The organism is Steroidobacter gossypii (genome assembly GCF_016801985.1).
Lineage (GTDB): Bacteria > Pseudomonadota > Gammaproteobacteria > Steroidobacterales > Steroidobacteraceae > Steroidobacter > Steroidobacter gossypii.
The window spans coordinates 424,046-441,446 of sequence record NZ_JAEVLS010000003.1; the positions used below are offsets into that span (position 1 = coordinate 424,046).

The following is a 17,401-nucleotide window of genomic DNA, read 5'->3' on the forward strand; positions in this document are numbered from 1 at the left end:
GTGACTGCCTTCACGCGGCTGTGAGGGTGGGGCGACTAGACTAACGGCCGCTGGTGCGCGGCGAGCAATTCGCGCCCAATAGCCGGCCGCGATTGGGGACGATCAGAACCTAACAAGTAGCGATAAGGGCACCGTAGCGACCCGTGGCGATTCGAATTTTCCAACATTACTGGCACCTGCACCTGGCCGTGCTCGCGGTCATCGAGGGTGTGATCTTTTTCTTTGCTCCGTACGCCGCGGCCTTTCTGCTGTTCGGGCGGGAGCCTTGGGTGGACGAGATGCTGGGCTCGATGCTGCCGCGGGGCGTCGTGTTCGCCGGTGTGCTGTTCATCAGCATGGCGGCTATGGGGCTGTACAACTCGCGCCAGCGCTCGCGGCTGGTCGGTCTGATCGCGCGTGTCGCCGCCAGCATCATCGGCGGCGGCATGTTCATCACCATCCTGTTTTATATCTTTCCGGCGCAGCTGCTCATCGGGCGGGGCGCGCTGCTGATCAGCCTGGTGATCGCCTTCGGCGGCTCGGTGATCGCGCGCATCGTATTCGACACCCTGGTCGATGAGGATCTGTTCAAGCGACGCGTGCTGGTGTACGGCTCCGGGCACCGCGCCGCCAGCATCGCCCGACTGCGTCGACGTTCGGATCGCCGCGGTTTCGTGGTGGTCGGCTATGTCCCGGCCGATGGCGACGAAGGCATCGACGTGCCCAGCGCCGAGAAGCTGCCGACCAACATCGATCTGCTCACCTTGTGCGAGCGCCATCGGGTCGACGAGATCGTGGTCGCGATGGACGATCGTCGCCGGCATTTCCCGATGGATCAGTTGCTGGAATGTCGGCTGGAAGGCGTCGAGATCCTGGAGCTGGTCACGTTCCTGGAGCGCGAGACCGGCAAGGTGCGCCTGGATCTGCTCAATCCCAGCTGGATGATTTTTTCGGCAGGCTTCGGCCGCGGCCGCATCCACGACACGATGGAGCGCGCCTTCGACATCGTCGCCAGTCTGATCCTGCTGGTGGTGGCCGCGCCGCTGATGGTGCTGACGGCGTTGGCCATCAAGATCACCGAAGGTCCCAAGGCCACCATCTTCTATCGCCAGGTGCGCGTCGGTCAGTACGGCCGCCCGTTCCGATTGCTCAAGTTTCGCAGCATGCGCGAGGACGCCGAAAAGGATGGCGCGCAGTGGGCGAGCAAGAACGATTCGCGCGTCACCACGATCGGCGCGATCATCCGCCTGACCCGCATCGATGAGCTACCGCAGATTCTCAATGTATTGCGCGGCGAGATGAGCTTCGTCGGGCCGCGTCCGGAGCGTCCGGAATTCGTCGGCCAGCTGGAGGAGCGGATCCCGTATTATCGCGAGCGCCACACCATCAAGCCCGGCATCACCGGCTGGGCCCAGCTGTGTTATCCGTACGGCTCCTCGGAGCAGGACGCCATCGAAAAACTGCAATACGATCTTTTCTACGTCAAAAACCATAGTCTGCTGTTCTATCTCGCGATCCTGGTGCAGACCGTGGAGGTGATCGTGTGGAGGAAAGGCGCACGTTGAGAGCCGCTAAATGAATGCGTTCGGCATTGCCAGCTACGGCATCGCGGCGCTGAGCTTCCTGGTGCTGACGCTTCTGCTGGCCACCGCGTGGCGCGGTCGGCAGCAGGGTGCGCACCTGATCGTCGCCAGCGGCGTGACGGCCGTGTGGGCCGCGGTCCTGGCCGTGCAGAGCTACACCGGCCAGGTTTCTGTCCTGGTCATCTATCTTGCCGAGGCAATTCGCGGCGGCGCATGGCTGCTCACGCTGGTGGCGGTGGCGGGAATCGCTGCGCCTCGCACGTTGAGCATGGCGGCTCGCGGACTCTGTGTGTTGCTGCTCGCCGCGGCCGTGGTGCTGCCCCTGCTCGAACACTTCGGCATCGCCATGGTCAATCCCACGCTGCTGCTGTCCCGCGCGGGCCTGGCGCTTTCGCTGCTGGCGTTGATTCTGCTCGAGCAGATCTACCGCAACTCATCGCAGGTGGCGCGCCGCTCGCTGAAGTTCTTCATCATCGGCGTCGGCACTCTGTTTGCGTACGATTTGTTTCTCTACTCGCAAACCGAGTTGCTGCGGGCCGTGTCGGTCGACGCCTGGACATCGCGCGGCATTCTCAACGCTTTCGCCATGCCGTTGATTGCCATCGCCGCGCGCCGCAATCCCGAGTGGTCGCTGGACGTGTTCGTCTCGCGCCAGATCGTGTTCTATTCGACCACCGTGCTGGTGATCGGCTCGTATCTCACCGTCATGGCGCTGGGTGGCTACTACGTTCGTGAGATCGGCGGCGCCTGGGGCAACGTCGGGCAAATCGTGTTCTTCGCAGGCGCCGTGGTGGTGCTGGCGAGTCTGGTGACATCGACTTCGCTGCGACGACACACTCGTGTCTTTCTAAGCAAGCACTTCTATCGCAACAAATACGATTACCGCGTCGAGTGGCTGCGCTTCATCGGCACCTTGTCGTCCACCGACGAGGACGACGTGGGCCGCACAGCCCTGCGGGCGATCGCCCAGATTTTCACCAGCCCCGGCGGCTTTCTGTTCTTGAGCGATGAAACCGGCAAGAAGTTTCTGCCGTACGCCGCCTGGCCGATGAGCATCGACTCGCTCGACTTGCCTGCGAGCGTCTCCGCCGAGGACGATCTGCCGCAGTTCCTCGCACGCAAGCAGTGGATCATCGACACCGAAGAATTCCGTCGCTCGCCGGATTTCTACGGCAACATCGCCATCCCGCAGTGGCTGCTCGATCATCAGCAGCTGCGCATCATCTCGCCCATGTTGCAACTCGATCGCCTGGTCGGCTTCGTGGTGTTGTACGATCCGCCGCCGCCGTTCGAGCTCACCTATGAAGATCGCGACTTGTTGAAGACCCTGGGCCGCCACGTCGCCACTCACATCGCCCAACAGGATGCCGATCGCCGCCTCGCCGAGAGCCGCCAGTTCGAAGCGTACAACCGCCTGACGGCCTTCATGATGCACGACCTGAAGAACTCGGTGGCGCAGCTCAAACTGATCGTCGCCAACGCCCCGCGTCACAAGCACAATCCGGAGTTCGTCGACGACGCGGTCGCGACCATTGCGAATACCGCCGACCGCATGACCAAACTGATCGAGCAGTTGCGCGGCGCCACCTCGGCCGATCGGCACGTCCCAGCGGATCTGCGCGAGCTGGCGCAGCAGGCCGTCGCCCGGTGCAGCTATCGCGCGCCTACGCCGAAGCTTGCGGAAGGGTCGCCGGTGATGGTGCTCGCCAACGCAGAGCGACTGTCGGTGGTCATCGAGCACATCATTCGTAACGCCCAGGACGCCACCAGCGAGACCGGGACCGTGTCGGTGAGCGTCCGACAAAACGGCCGCGAAGCCGAGCTGCTGGTGGAAGATACCGGCGCCGGCATGGATGCGGATTTCATCCGCAACCGCCTGTTCCGGCCCTTCGACAGCACCAAGGGCGCGAAGGGGATGGGCATCGGGGCTTATCAGGTCCGTGAATACATACGTTTGCTGGGAGGGGACGTGGAAGTGCAGAGCAGTCCCGGACAGGGGACCCGATTTAAGGTTAGCCTGCCGCTTTCCCGGACTCAGGATGCGTCCTCGGCCTCACCCGCCGACGCCGTGAACAGCTGACGCTTCCACAGGAGCAAGCAGATCGTGAGCGAAGAAAAACCCAAACTCCTGATCGTCGAAGACGACCTCGGCCTGCAGAAGCAGCTGAAGTGGTGCTTCGATGAGCATGAGGTGCTGATAGCCGGCACCCGCGCCGAGGCGCTGGCGCAGCTGCGCCGGTTCGAGCCGCCGGTGGTGCTGCAGGATCTCGGGCTGCCGCCGGATCCCGAAGGCGTCAACGAAGGCATGCAGACGCTGCGTGAGACCCTGAGTCTTGCGCCGTCCACCAAGGTCATCGTGGTGACCGGCAACAACGACCGCGACAACGCCGTACGCGCGGTGTCGCTGGGCGCGTATGACTTCTATCAGAAGCCGGTCGACACCGACGTGCTGCGTCTGATCGTCAGCCGCGCCTTTCATATCCACGCCCTGGAGCAGCAGAACCGCCAGCTGCAGGAAGCGCAGTTCACTGCGCCGTTCGAAGGCATGATCGCGACCGACGACGCCATGCTCAAAGTCCGTCGCATGATCGAGAAGGTCGCGCCGGCGGCGGTGTCGGTGCTGATTCTGGGCGAGAGCGGCACCGGCAAGGAGCTGATCGCGCGCGCCATTCACAAGCAGAGCGGTCGACGCGACGGCAAGTTCGTCGCCATCAACTGCGCGGCGATCCCGGAGCAACTGCTCGAGAGCGAGCTGTTCGGCTATGAAAAGGGCGCGTTCACCGGCGCCGTGAAACAAACCATCGGCAAGGTGGAGCTCTCGAGCGGCGGCACGCTGTTCCTCGATGAGATCGGCGACATGCCGCTGGCGTTGCAGGCCAAGTTGCTGCGCTTCCTGCAGAACCACGTCATCGAGCGCGTCGGCGGCCGCCAGGAGATCCCTGTGGACGTGCGCGTGGTGTGCGCGACCAACAAGAATCTGAAGCAGCTGATCACCGAGCAGCGCTTCCGCGAAGACTTGTACTTCCGCATCGGCGAAGTGACCATCGAAGTGCCGCCACTCCGTGAACGCCGTGGCGCGCCCACTGTGCTGGCGCACGCCATGCTGAGAAAATTTGGCGGCATGCACGGCCGGCCAAAGCGCGGTTTCACTGAAGAAGCGGCTGCGGCACTGGAGGCCTATTCGTGGCCGGGCAACGTGCGCGAGCTGGAGAATCGGGTCAAGACCGCGATGATCATGGGCGAGGGCTCGCTGCTCACCGCCGAAGATCTGCATCTGAAAGAAAGCGTCGAAGGCGAGCTGCTGTTCAACTTGAAAGAAGTGCGCACGCGCGCCGAGCGGCAGGCGATTCGTCAAGCGTTGTCCATCACCGAAGGCAACATCTCGCGCACCTCCGAACTGCTCGGGGTGAGCCGACCGACGTTGTACGACCTGATGGACAAGTACGGCATTGCCCACTGAGATGAGCAGCCCGCGACTGCCGTCGGCGCCGTTGGCGGACATCGCCAGCAATCCGACTGCGTCGTCGCGCGCGTTGAACCTGCGCGCAGCGGGTTCGATCGCGATCGTCGTGCTCGGCTTGCTGCTGTTCTGGCCGACCACGGCTTCGCTCATCGAGCATTGGGAAGACACGGTCCGCCGCACCTACACGCACGGCTATCTGCTGGTCGGGATCGTGCTCTGGCTGTTATGGCGCAATCGCGTGCTGTGGGCCGACGTGCCCGTGCGACCCAGCCTGCTGGCATTCCTCGGCGTGCTCGGGGCGGGCGTCGTTTGGTTGATCGCGCTGCGAGCGGCGCTGCAGATCGTGCACCAGGTGCTGCTGCCGCTGATCCTCTTCGGCGCGTTCGTCAGTTGCTATGGCTGGCAGGCCGGTCGTCGGTTGAGTCTCACATTCGCTTTGTTGTATTTCGCGGTGCCGGTGTGGGACGTCTTCACGCCGCTATTGCAGACGGCGTCGGTGGTGGCCGTGCAGTTCCTGTTGAGGGTGGTGAGCATTCCGGCATTTGTGTCCGGGAATATTTTCACCCTGCCGGCGGGCTCGCTGGAAGTCGCCGACGGCTGCGCGGGCCTGCATTTCTTCGTGGTCGGACTCACCATCGCCGCGCTCTACGGCGAGATCAATCACGACTCGCTGTGGACGCGAATCAAGCTCATGGCGTTCGCCATGGTGCTCGCGATGCTGACCAACTGGGTGCGCATTTTCATCATCGCGATCGCCGCCCAGGCGACCGATATGCAGCACTACCTGGTGCGTGAAGAGCACTACAGCTTTGGCTGGGCGCTGTTCGCCGTCACGTTGGTCGCCTTCTTTCTCGTCGTGCGGCGCTGGCCGGCCGCGCCGGAGCCTCAGGCGACCGCTGCGGTGGGCGCCCCGATTTCCTGGCTGGGTGCGGCGCTTGCTGGCGCTGGACTGCTGTTCGCGCCGGTATGGCAGCACATCGATGACAATGTCGTAGCCGACCACGCGCCGGCGCAGGCGCTGCCGAATGCAATGACCGGCTGGAGCGTCGCTCGCGACACGCACAGCGACTGGCTGCCGGTGTTCAATGGAGCGGATGTCACGGAGCGTGCGACGTTCACGCGCGCTGGCGCCAGCGTCGAAGCCTTCGCCGCGACATACAAAAATCAGCATCAAGGCAAGGAGCTGATGGGCTTCGGCAACTCGCTGGAAGGCGAGAGCTTGCACGTCAGCCGTCGCGGCGGCGCCGAACATCCCTGGCTGGAGACTGAAGCGACCGATTCACTCGGGGAGCGCTGGCTGCTGTGGCACTCGTATCGTCTCGATGAGCGCTGGTTCGATCGTCCGCTGGCGCTGCAAATCCAGTATGGCATCGGGGCGTTGATGGGCGCGCCCGCCGCATCGATCCTGGCCTTCAGAACGCCTTGCAAGGGTGTGGACTGCACCGATGCGCGCGCGACGTTGCAGCACTTCGCCGCGACGGTCCGGTCCAGCGACAAACAATAGTCGGAGCATAGCTAGAGTGATGCAATTCCCTCGCGTTCAAGGTGAGCGCCTGCGCGCCTCGGCCCTGGCCTTGTGCCTGGTCACGACGCTGCTGGCGCTCTCCGGCTGTGACTTCCTCGTCAGCCCACAGCAGCGCTACGAGCGGGCGCAGTCGCAGGTGGCGCAGGGCGAATATCGTGGCGCGCTGGTCGAGCTGAAGAACGCGCTGAAGAAACAACCGGATCTGCACGAGGCGCGAGCGCTGCTCGCCGCAGTGGCGTTGTGGTTGGGCGATCCGGCCTCGGCCGAAGCTGAATTGAACCGGTTGCCTGAAACATCGGACCCGAGTGCGCACGCCGATCTGCGCCTGCGAATCGATCTGGCGTCGGGGCGGCCGCAGGCGGTATTGGACAAGTCGGCCTCGGGCAGCGTGGCCGGGGTCGCTCCGGCGAAGTTGTCTCTGTACCGTGGCGCTGCCCTGGACGCATTGGGGCGCACTGCCGAAGCCCAGCAGGAATATCGAGCGGCGGTGCAGAGTGATCCGTCGCTGCTCGATGCGCAGGTCGGCGTGATCGAAACCACGGCCGCGCTGGGCGACTCGGACGCGGCGTTGCAGGCCGCGACGCAGCTCACCGAGCAACATCCGAACTCGGCCATCGCCTGGTACGCGCAGGGCTCGTTGCTGGCTCGAACCGGCAAGACCGACGAAGCACGCACGGCCCTGCTGAAGGCGCGCGATCTCGCGGGCAAGCAGATCGAGGTGTCTCGCCAGGCCGCGTTGCTCTCGACGTTGATCGAGCTGCAGCTGGCGAGCCGCGATGTCGAAGGCGCCAGGAGCAATCTCGAAGCCATGAATCGCATCGTCGGCGGCTCGTCGCTGGCGTCGCTCACCGCCGCGCGCGTCTCGATGGCTAGCAACGATTACATCGCGGCAGCAGGCGAGCTGCGCCGTCTGGTGAACTCCGCTCCGCAATTTACAGCCGCACGTTATCTGCTCGGCGTGGCGCTGGTTGCTCAAGGCAATCTGGAGCAGGCCAGCCAGGAGCTGGGTCGAGTGGTCGAGCAGGCGCCACAGAATCTCGAAGCGCGACAGTTGCTGGCGCAGGTGCGCATGCGGCTGCACGATCCGGATGGAGCGCTGCGCGTGCTGGTGCCGGCCATCCAGGCCAACGCCGACAACTCCCGACTCGCGGCCATCTTCGATGAGGCGCGCAACCAGGCGGGCGCCGACGCAAGCACCATCGCCACGTTGGAAGAGGCGTTGCGCAAGGCGCCGGACAACGCCAATCTGCAGTTGCAGCTGGCCAATCTTTATTTACAAGCAGGCGCGCCTGACAAGGCCGTCGCGCTGCTTCGTCGCGATCAGCCGAGCGGGCCGCTGGATCCGCGCCGCGAGTCCGTGCTGCTACAAGGCATCGCGCGGTCGCAAGGACAGGCGGCGGCGAACGCGCATATCGATAAGTTGCTGGCTCGCGATTCGGGCCCCGGGATCGTCAGCCTGGTGGCGGGCTTCCATGCGCGCGAGGGCAACTACGACAAGAGCCGCACGCTGTTGAATGCCGCCCTGGCCAGGGACCCGAAGCAGCCGGAGCTGCTGTTCACATTGGCGCGAGTGGAATGGAGCGATCGCAAGCTCGACGCCGCGCGCTCGGCGTTGCAGCGTGTGATCGACGGCGATCCTGACAACCATCCGGCGCAGATGTTGCTGGTGGAAATGGACATCGCGCAGGGAGCGGAGCAGGAGGCGGCCGCGCGTCTGGAAAACATGCGCAAGGCCGATCCCAAGGCGATCGAACCGACGCTGCTGCTGGCTCGCCTGGCTTTGCGCCAGAACGACCCGAAACGCGCCGACGAGTTGATTTCCGCGGCCGTGCAGGTCGCACCCAAGCGCCCCGAGGTGTTGAACACGGCGGGCCTGTTGTATCTGGAATCGGGACGTTTCGATCAGGCCGCCGCCTTGTTCAAGGACGGCGTCAACGTCAACGGCGCCAACCCGATGTTGTGGCTGAATCTGGGCCGCGCCCAGCTGGGCTTGGATCAGAAAGGTCCGGCGCGCGAGGCGCTGGAGAAGGCGTTGAGCCTGCAGCCCAATTGGTTGCCGGCGGTGGGGGCGCTGGCGTTTCTGGAAGTGCAGGAGGGGCGGGAGGCCGCAGCGCTCGAACGTATCGAAGGACTGAAGCGCACCCAACCGAAGGATCCGGCGGTGCTCGCGCTCGAAGGCGAGGTGTATTCGGCTCTGCGTCGTTATGAAGACGCCGCGCGGTCGTTCGATGCCGCCTCGGCCCTGCGTCCCTCCAGTGAGCTGGCCATCAAGAGCTATCAGGCGCGCCTGGCGGGCAAGCTGCCCGATGCAATCGCGCCGCTCGAGCGCTGGTCACGCGACCATCCGGATAACCCGGGATTCAACGCCGTGCTCGCCGACGCGTACATCAAGCTCGGCGAGCGTCAGAAGGCCGTGCAGCTCTACCAGCGCATCCTGGAGCGGCAGCCCAACAGCGTGGCGGCGCTGAACAACCTGGCTTGGCTGTATTACGAACTGCACGACGAGCGCGCCCTGACAACTGCCCGTCGGGCGTATGCACTCGCTCCACAATCTGCTGCGATCATGGACACGCTGGGTTGGATCCTGGTGGAGCGCGGCTTCGTCACCGAAGGGCTGACGCTGCTGGAGCGTGCGGCCACGCCGAAAGCGGGGCCGGAAATCCAGTATCACTACGCCGCCGCGCTGGCGCGCTCGGGCGCGAAGGACCGCGCCAGGCAGCGGTTATCGGAGCTCCTCGGAAATGAGACGACTTTCGCCAGCCGCGAGGCTGCGCAAAGATTGTTGGGCGAGCTGTAGACCGTAGCGGCCGCCAAGCGCGCGCTACGTCACGGTTTGCAGGGTCTTACCGAGGCTTTTGCGACTTTTCTGCTAGGCTAGCGCAGCTCCAATCGTGGTTGCTGCGCTGGCTGTGATCACGATCCGCCACCCTACATAGTGACGAACCGGATGCCGAAGCCACTTTCGTTGTTGAGCGTCGCGGCCCTTGCAATGTTTTTCTGGGCAGCGAACCTCTGGGCACAACAGCCGCAACCCGCCCCCGGCCCTTCCAACACGCAGCCCGCCGCCGAAACTGTCAATCCTTCCGACACTCCGATGCCGCCGATGGCGGCGAGCTCGGTCGCGCCGGACTACCGCATCGGCCCGGGCGATACGTTACAAATCTTCGTCTGGCGCAATCCCGAGCTGACACAAAGCGTGCCGGTGCGTCCGGACGGAAAGATCTCCACGCCGCTGGTCGAGGACATGGTGGCGGTCGGCAAAACGCCCTCGCAACTGGCGCGTGACATCGAAGGCGTGCTGGCCGAGTACATCCGTTCGCCGCAGGTCAACGTCATCGTCAGCAACCCGCTCAGCGCCTTCAGTCAGGTGAAGGTGATCGGACAGGTGGTGAATCCACAATCCGTTCCGTATCGAGAAGGCATGCGAGTTCTCGATGTGATTCTGGCGGCGGGCGGGCTCACCGAATTCGCTGCCGGCAATCGCGGCAAGATTGTCCGTAAAGTCGATGGCAAGGACACGGAGCTGCGTGTCAAGGTCGACGATCTGGTCAACAAAGGCGCCATGAAGTACAACCTCGAGCTTCGGCCGGGCGACGTCGTGGTGGTGCCGCAGTCGTTCTTCTAGGCAGTCATGCAGGCACTGATCGAAAAGATTCTGAACGAAGGGCGGGGCGCGTGGCGCTTCCGCCGCTATGCGCTGCTGATCGCGTGGGCGGTGTGTCTGATCGGCTGGTTCGTGGTCTACACCATCCCGGATACCTATCAATCCAGCGCCCGCGTCAACGTCGATACGCGCACCGCGCTGAGCATCGTGGTCGACGGTCTGGTGGTTCGGCCGGACGTCGAGGCGCAGTTGAACCTGGTGCGCCAGACGCTGCTGGGTCGCGCCAATCTCGAGAAGGTGGCGCAGCAGGTCGGTCTGGATGTCACGGCGCGCACCGCCGCGGAGCGCCAGGCGCTGCTCAATAGCATCATCTCTCGAATCGAGATCGCGCTCGAGCCGCCGATGGTCCGCGATCCGCGCATTCCGAATACGCTGTTCAAGATCAGCTTCTCCGACAGCAATCGCGAGACCGCGCTGAAAGTGGTCGACGTGCTGTTGAATTCATTTGTCGAGGACACGATCGGCTCGGATCGCACCGGCACCGCCTCGGCGGAGCGCTTCCTGCGTGACCAGCTGGCCGATTACGGCCGGCGACTGGCCGAGTCCGAAAATCGACTGGCCGAGTTCAAGAAAAAGAACATGGGCCTGGTGCCGGGCGATGAGGGCGGTTATTTCCAGCGCCTGACCACCGAGATCCAGGAAGTGAAGCGTTTGCAGGCTTCGCTGTCCGTCGCCAACAGCCGCCGCGCCGAGCTGCAGCGTCAGCTGCGCGGTGAAGCGCCGTTTGTGCCGCCGACCGATGGCATGCCGGGCGCACGCCCCAGCACAGGAAACAATGGCAGTGCGCCGCGAGACACGGCGACGCGCATCCAGGAAACGCAGTCGCGGCTCGACGATCTGTTGCTGCGCTATACGGAGAAACATCCCGAAGTCATCGCCACTCGCGAGACGCTGGACGAGCTCAAAGCGCGTCAACAGCAGGAACTGGCGGCGCTGCGTCGGGGCGATCCGGGCGCGGCGGCGCTCGCCAATGCGACCAGCAATCCCATCTATCAAAATATCCAGACGCAGTTGAATCAGATCGACGTGGAGATCGCGGCGCTGCGCAGCCAGCTCAGCGATCGTCAACGCAACGAGGCGGAACTGCGCCGCCTGGTCGACACCGCACCCGAGGTCGAAGCCGAATACGCGCGCCTGACCCGCGATTACGATGTCACCAAGACCCAATACAACACGCTGTTGGAACGTCTGGAGAAGGCGCGCCTGTCGGGCGATGCGGAACAGACCGGCGTGGTGAAGTTCAACATCGTCGATCCGCCGAGCGCCGGTTTCAGTCCGGTGTTTCCGAATCGGCCGCTGTTCCTGTTCGCGGTGCTGGTGCTCGGCGTCGGCCTGGGCGGCGGCGTGGCTTACCTCATGCACATGCTACGTCCGGTGTTCGCCACCAGCCGTACGCTCGGCGAAGTGACGGGTCTGCCGGTGCTCGGCACCGTGACTCGCAGCTGGGTTGAAAAGTATCGCGCTCAATTGCGTCGCGGGCTGCTGCGTTACGCGGCCGCCTCGGCGCTGCTGTTCGTCGTGTTCATCGTGGCCGTGGTCGCGCAGCAGCCTGCTTCGCGAATGCTGCGCCAGTTGCTGAGCTGACCGAGGTTACGATGAGTCTCGTCGAACGAGCATTGAAGAAGATCCAGGAGTCCCGGGGCCAGACTCCGACTTCTGTTCCGCATGCCGGTGCGAGCACCATCACGCTCGACCTCACGCCACGCGCCGTGCCGCCGCCGGTGGTCACGCAGGCGGTGAACGTGGCGCGAGTGGCGCCGCGGCCGGAACCGGCGCGTCCTTCGCAAGTCGTGCACATCGACCGCGAAGCCTTGCGTCATGCCGAGTTGTTGCCGCCGCTGAGTCAGGAACGTCAGCTGGCAGGCGAATATCGTCACATCAAACGTCCGCTGATCGCCAACGCCTTGGGCCGCGGCGTGCCGAAGCTGCCGCAGGGCCATCGCATCATGATCGCGAGCGCCATGCCCGGCGACGGCAAGACGTTCACCAGCATCAATCTGGCGCTGTCGTTCGCGCTGGAGAAGGATCTGTCGGTGGTGCTGGTCGACGCCGACGTCGCCAAGGCGCATCTGAGCCGAACGTTCCGCGTCCACAACAACCCGGGCTTGATGGATCTGTTGCGCGACGAAAGCATGGACGCCGAATCGGTGATCCTGCCGACCGACGTGCCCGGCCTGAGTCTGCTGCCCGCCGGCAAGTCCAGCGATACCGCGGCCGAGCTGCTCGCCAGCTCACGCATGGAGCAGATCGCAAGCGAGATCACCGCGCGCGAACCCAATCGCATCGTGCTGTTCGATTCGTCCCCGTTGCTGGTGACCAGCGAAGCCATCTCGCTGTCCGGCATGGTGGGGCAGATCGTGCTGGTGGTGCGCGCCGGCATGACCGCACAGAGCGCGGTGCTCGACGCCATTGACCTCTTGGGCGAAGGCAAATCGATCGGATTGGTGTTGAATCAGACGGATGAACCCGTCCGTCCCGGCTATTACTATCGGTACAGCTACGAACAGGGCCGTGCCGAAGGCGAGGGCGATCTTACCGACGACATTCCGGCCGCCGGCCCACGCGGCGAAGCGGGCTGAACGCAGCAACGAGCAAGAGGCATTCATGGGGAAGCTGGGTCGAACGCGGGCCGTCGGTTCCGTCGCCGGCGTCATGGCAGTGCTCTTGAGCAGCGCGGCGCACGCCGAACTGCAGGCGATGCTCGAAGCGGGCGTCGGCCATTCCGACAATATCGTCCGCGCCGAAGTCGACGAGGTCGAAGAGACCATCGGCACGATCGGCTTGCAGCTCGACTGGCTGGAGCGCACGCGTCGCATCGACGGTGAAGCCACCGTCGATCTGAGTTACTACGAATATCTCGACAACACTTTCGAAAGCGAAGTGGTCGGCACCGCCAACGGCTCGCTCGCCGTCGCCATTCTGCCGGAGCGGCTGCAATGGATCTTCGAAGACAGCTTCGGCCAGGCGCAGGACGATCCGTTCGCGCCGGCCACGCCGGAGACCCGTGAAGATCTGAATTATTTTTCTACCGGGCCCGATCTGACGGTGCGCTTCGGAAGCGCGGGGTTCACCCGCTTGTTCGGCCGCTGGTCCTCGACCACCTACGAGACCAGCCCGCTCGACGCCACGCGAACCACCGGCGGCATCGCCTTCGGGCGCCGCTCATCTCCGCGCAGCGAACTATCCTTGAACGGCATCGCCGAGAGCATCGACTTCGACTCGGATCTGAACGCGGACTACGACCGCAAGAGCGCTTTCATCAGCTGGCGTGTGGACGCCTCACGCACCTTGCTGACCACCGAAGTGGGCTACACCTGGCTCGATCGCGATGGCAGCGACGATACGACGGGCAGCGCGCTGGTGAACATCGTCGTCACACGCGATCTTTCCGCTTCCTCCGCGCTGTTGCTGACGTTGGGATCGCAGTTGGGCGATACCGGCGACTCCCTGCGCAGCGCGCTCACCGGCAACGTGGTCGGTGTGGGCAGTCAGATCACCGCGACCGCCGATCCGTTCGAGAACCGAGTCGTCTCGCTGGAGTATCGTTTCCGGCGCAGCCGCACGGGTTTTGCGCTGGGCGCGTCCTATAACGACGACGAATATCAGACCCAGACGCAGTTCGATCGGACTCGCTATGTCTACAACGCCGCGTTCTCCCGGCGTTTGACCGGCACGTTGGAGCTGGAGCTGGGCGCGGCGCTCAACAGCGAGGATTTCGTGAACACCGGCATCGAGACCGATGAGCTGCGCTTCGATGCGGGGCTCAACTGGCGCGCATTCCGCACCCTCGGCTTTCGTTTCCTGGTGGAGCGCTACGTTCGGGAGACCGCCGATGGCTCCGGTGAATTCCAGGAGAATCGCGCCTTCCTGACGCTGGCGTATTACTGGGGCGAACGCGACGCGACCGCTTTGGGCGGTTTCCGTTGAGCGCCATGAGCCAATCTCACTGCAATGCGATGACGGTGGACGTGGAGGACTATTTCCACGTCTCGGCGCTGGCCGAAGTGATCCGTCGCGATGACTGGAATCGCATGGAATATCGCGCCGAGCAGAGCACCAACCGGCTGCTCGAGCTGTTCGGCAGGCATGGCTTGCGAGCCACCTTTTTCGTGCTCGGCTGGGTCGCCAGGCGCTCGCCGGAGCTGATCAAACGTATTCACGCCGCCGGCCATGAGGTCGCCTGTCACGGCCTCACTCACGAGCTGGTCTATCGGCAAACTCCGGAAGTATTTCGCCAGGAGACGAGCGAGTCCAAGGCGTTGCTGGAGGATCTGATCGGCGCCCCGGTGCTCGGCTATCGAGCGGCGAGCTACTCGATCACGGCGCGCTCGCTGTGGGCCATCGACATCCTGTGCGAACTGGGCTTTCGCTACGACTCGAGCATCTTTCCCATCGCGCACGATCGCTATGGCATTCCTGGCGCGTCGACGCGCCCGGGTCTGATGCATGCCAAGAACGGAACCTCGATCGTCGAGTTTCCACTCTCCACCGCGGAGCTTTTCGGGCGCCGTGTGCCGGTGGCCGGCGGCGGCTATTTCCGCCTGCTGCCGTACTGGTTCACGCGTTGGGGCCTGCGCTCGATCAACGAAAGTCAGGATCAGCCGTTCATCTTCTATTTACATCCGTGGGAAATCGACGCTGAGCAGCCGCGCTTCAAGGCGAGCTTGCTGTCGCGCTTCCGCCATTACACCAACCTGCATGTGTGCGAGGCGCGTCTTACGCGTCTCATTGGCGAGTTCAAATTCACCACGGTCAAAGACGTACTGCGTTCACATCTGGAAGCCTCGCAAGTCGGCGGTGTAGCGGCTGCAACCGTGTGACGCAGTGGGCAGTCGCCCGAGAGTCCTCGCTGTAACCTATACTGGACAGCAGAGGAATCGTCGGCTCGATTGGCACCATGCGTGCGCGCGCGTTTCTCCATCCGGCAACCCAGGCCCCGGCGGATTCATCGGCGGCGACGGGAACTGTCGTAGCGCGCGACGCCGATAACAGCAGCGCCACCGGCCGCATCTCGATCCAGCTCATCGAACGTCGCGCGGACATCCCTCTGACCGCCGCAGCATGGAACGCCGTGGTCGCTCGCAACGAAACCAATTCCATTTTCCAGACGTACGAATGGTTCGATGCCTGGTGGCAAACATTCGGCGCCGCGCATCAGCTGTTCTTTCTGCTGCTGCGAGCCGACAATCGAATCATCGGCTTCGCCGCGCTGATGTTGCGAAGGCGCTTGCTCGGCGGGACTCGGCTCGAGTTCGTCGGCACGGGCAATGCGGACTATCAGGATGTCGTGGTGCTTCCCGGGCACAAGGGCGCGGCCATGATCGCGATCTGCGATTTCCTGCATGCGCACGCCGGTCGCTGGCGCTCGGCGTGGCTGTGCAACGTGCCGACTCAGTCCAGCACATTGAATTATCTGCGCAGTCTCGGCGCCGGGCACGAGTTGTATCTGGTCGATGAGGCGGTGCTGCGCTGTCCTTCGTTGCAGTTGCAGTCCGAGCAGCACGAGGCCGAGCGTCTGCTGAAGAAATACAGCATGAAGCGGCCGCTGAACTGGTTCGCAGCGCGCGGGGAGGTGCAGTTCCGCCACCTGTCCTCGCCGGCCGAGATTCAGCGGCAGCTGCCGGTGTTCTTCGATCAACACGCAAGACGCTATCGCGCCGCAGGCCGGGCGAGCCTGTTCGAATCCGCCAGTCAGCGAGCGTTCTACACGAAGCTGGCCAGTACGATGCAAACCTCCGGGTGGTTGTTATTTTCCGTAGTGGAGTTCAACGGCCAACCCATTGCGTTTCATTTCGGCTTCGATTATTCCGGCAGCATCACCTGGTACAAACCTTCGTTCGAGGTGCGGTACGCAGAACATTCGCCGGGGCTGCTGCTGACGCGTAAGCTGATCGAGGACGGCATAGCGCGCGCGCGGCGTGAGGTCGATTTCACGATCGGGGATGAGCCGTTCAAAGACCGCTTCGCCAACATGTCGCGCTTCAACGAAACACTGCGCGTGTATCACAGTCGACCGAACGCATGGCGCGCACGCGTCTGGCGCTGGCTGCGGCGAACCATGAGCCGTGCACGTCGCGGCGTGCGGGGGCTGAGCTCCCTGACGGTGAGTACGGCGCGATGAGCAATCCCCTGGTCAGCGTCATCATTCCTACCTACAACCGCGCGGCCCTGGTGCGTGAGGCGGTTGAAAGCGTCTTGAAGCAGACGTATCGCGAGATCGAGATCATCGTCATCGACGATGGCTCGACCGACGATACGGCCGCGGCGATGCAGGCATATGGCAATCGCATTCGCTATTCGCGCCGACCGCACGCGGGCGAGAACGCCGCTCGCAACGTCGGGTTCAAGCAAGCCAAGGGCCAGTACCTGGCGCTGCTCGACAGTGACGATTTGTGGGAGCCGTACAAGATCGAGTTGCAGGTGGCGCTACTGAAGAAGTTCAGTGACGTGGGCTTCACGTTTTCGAACTTCGCCATCTTCAGGGGCGCATCGCCCGAGTCTGGCGCGTGCCATGGCGACGGCATCGCCACCTGGTTCGAGCATGAGCAAGCCAGGCGCGATCCGTATCGCTGGCGCCAGCAGTTTGCCTCGCTCGGGCTGTCCGTCGGCGCGCCGCTGCCCCGGGATTTCACAGTCAGTGGTGGCGATATTTACGGCGCATCGCTGTTCTGTCCTCATGTTCTGCCCAGCACCACCCTGATCCGTGCGTCGGCGCTGGGCACCCTGCGTCTGCAGGAGTTCGATCTGACCTGCGGCGATTGGGAGTTTTTCGCGCGCTTGTCCAAGGAGCGCGGCTGCGTCTACGCCGATCTGGAAACGACGTTCAATCGCAGTCACGAGGACGCGGTACGCCTGACTCGCGTGGACGCGAGTACTCAACTCGGCCGGCGTATCGCGATGATCGATCGCGTCTGGCGCGCGGATCGTCCGTTCTATTCTCATCACCGCGACGAGGTCGACGAAGTTCAGCATCGATTGCTGCTCCAGGCGGCGAAGCAGCAGTTGCTGACCGGCCGGGGGGCACAGGCGCGAGCGAGCTTGAAACGGGCCAAGGCGCTTCGCACCGATGCGTCGATGGAAGAATCCATGTTGCGCGCCCTTGCCGGGATTCCCGGCAGCGGTTTGCTGCTGATGGCGCTGCGAGCCAGCGTGCATGGCATGCGACGGCTGGCCGTACGCGAGTGACC

12 protein-coding genes are annotated in these 17,401 nt (G+C 63.9%); all 12 read left to right on the forward strand.

Annotated elements, in window-relative coordinates; translation table 11 throughout:
• Positions 1-143: 143 nt before the first annotated feature.
• The 12 genes from JM946_RS15785 (at position 144) to JM946_RS15840 (ending at position 17,399) form a co-directional block, all read left to right on the forward strand.
• A complete protein-coding gene (locus tag JM946_RS15785) occupies positions 144-1,544 on the forward strand; it encodes a TIGR03013 family XrtA/PEP-CTERM system glycosyltransferase (RefSeq protein ID WP_203168302.1) in 1,401 nt (466 codons plus the stop codon).
• A 10-nt stretch (positions 1,545-1,554) separates the two neighbouring features.
• Positions 1,555-3,642, forward strand: a complete 2,088-nt coding sequence (prsK, locus tag JM946_RS15790) for an XrtA/PEP-CTERM system histidine kinase PrsK (RefSeq protein WP_203168303.1) — start codon at positions 1,555-1,557, stop codon at positions 3,640-3,642.
• A gap of 21 nt (positions 3,643-3,663) precedes the next feature.
• On the forward strand, positions 3,664-5,022 hold the full coding sequence (gene prsR, locus JM946_RS15795; protein ID WP_407700565.1) for a PEP-CTERM-box response regulator transcription factor: 1,359 nt from the start codon (positions 3,664-3,666) through the stop codon (positions 5,020-5,022).
• 1 nt (position 5,023) lies between these two features.
• The gene (xrtA, locus tag JM946_RS15800; protein WP_203168305.1) at positions 5,024-6,529 is read left to right on the forward strand and encodes an exosortase A; all 1,506 of its coding nucleotides are present in this window, start codon (positions 5,024-5,026) and stop codon (positions 6,527-6,529) included.
• A 19-nt stretch (positions 6,530-6,548) separates the two neighbouring features.
• Complete coding sequence (gene prsT, locus JM946_RS15805; RefSeq protein ID WP_203168306.1) at positions 6,549-9,347, forward strand: XrtA/PEP-CTERM system TPR-repeat protein PrsT; 2,799 nt, start codon at positions 6,549-6,551, stop codon at positions 9,345-9,347.
• A gap of 150 nt (positions 9,348-9,497) precedes the next feature.
• On the forward strand, positions 9,498-10,175 hold the full coding sequence (locus JM946_RS15810; RefSeq protein ID WP_203168307.1) for an XrtA/PEP-CTERM system exopolysaccharide export protein: 678 nt from the start codon (positions 9,498-9,500) through the stop codon (positions 10,173-10,175).
• Between the two features lie 6 nt (positions 10,176-10,181).
• A complete protein-coding gene (locus JM946_RS15815) occupies positions 10,182-11,798 on the forward strand; it encodes an XrtA system polysaccharide chain length determinant (protein WP_203168308.1) in 1,617 nt (538 codons plus the stop codon).
• Positions 11,799-11,809: 11 nt separating this feature from the next.
• Positions 11,810-12,793, forward strand: a complete 984-nt coding sequence (locus JM946_RS15820; protein WP_203168309.1) for an AAA family ATPase — start codon at positions 11,810-11,812, stop codon at positions 12,791-12,793.
• A 25-nt stretch (positions 12,794-12,818) separates the two neighbouring features.
• Positions 12,819-14,141 (forward strand): hypothetical protein, encoded by a 1,323-nt coding sequence (locus JM946_RS15825; protein WP_203168310.1) that lies wholly within the window; start codon positions 12,819-12,821, stop codon positions 14,139-14,141.
• Between the two features lie 5 nt (positions 14,142-14,146).
• Positions 14,147-15,034, forward strand: a complete 888-nt coding sequence (locus JM946_RS15830) for an XrtA system polysaccharide deacetylase (RefSeq protein ID WP_203168311.1) — start codon at positions 14,147-14,149, stop codon at positions 15,032-15,034.
• Positions 15,035-15,111: 77 nt separating this feature from the next.
• On the forward strand, positions 15,112-16,335 hold the full coding sequence (locus tag JM946_RS15835) for a GNAT family N-acetyltransferase (protein ID WP_203168312.1): 1,224 nt from the start codon (positions 15,112-15,114) through the stop codon (positions 16,333-16,335).
• Entirely contained in the window at positions 16,332-17,399 is a 1,068-nt protein-coding gene (locus tag JM946_RS15840; RefSeq protein WP_203168313.1) for a glycosyltransferase family 2 protein, read from the forward strand. Before JM946_RS15835 ends, JM946_RS15840 begins: the two co-directional genes overlap by 4 nt.
• Positions 17,400-17,401 lie beyond the last annotated feature (2 nt).